This window comes from Arthrobacter globiformis NBRC 12137 (assembly GCF_000238915.1).
Classification (GTDB): Bacteria; Actinomycetota; Actinomycetes; order Actinomycetales; family Micrococcaceae; genus Arthrobacter; species Arthrobacter globiformis.
In genome coordinates, this window is record NZ_BAEG01000006.1 from 1 (window position 1) to 515 (window position 515).

The window sequence follows — 515 nt, forward strand, 5'->3', positions numbered from 1 at the left end:
ACCCTGGTCACGGAACTTCAGCTGGTGCAGGACCAGGCCCTCACGCGGGGTGAACCCGACCCGGAAGGACCAGTCAGCCCACTGGACATGGTTACCGGTCACCTGGAACGAGGCGCCCTCGGGCTGGGTGATCTCGATCGGCTTCAAATCCGTGCGGGCCGGGCCAACATACTTGGGCAGGTAATTGCCCCGGGCGGACGGGACCGGGATCGCCTGGTCATCCTCAAGCCGGACGACCTCACCGGAGGACAGGTCATAGAACACAATGAAGTTCTCGATCGGGTGCGCGTACGGGCTGTCATCGGGCTCGTCCCGGACGAAGACCAAGGCACGCATCAGACGCCGGCCCTCGGCGTCCTCACCGAAATACCCCACCGACCACGGCTCGAAGCAGACCAGGTCCAGGTCCGTCAGGCCCCGCTTCGCCAAAGCCTCGATAACCTTCGGATCCTTCCGGCACGCCTCCTCACACTCAGCGAACTCATCGAGCATGAACGGCGGCTGGACATTGGCAG

General features: G+C 64.1%; 1 protein-coding gene. It reads right to left on the reverse strand.

Translation table 11 applies throughout. The features are described from left to right. Positions 1-515 (reverse strand): copper amine oxidase (locus ARGLB_RS00285; protein ID WP_003797568.1); only part of this gene is annotated, 515 nt, incomplete at both ends.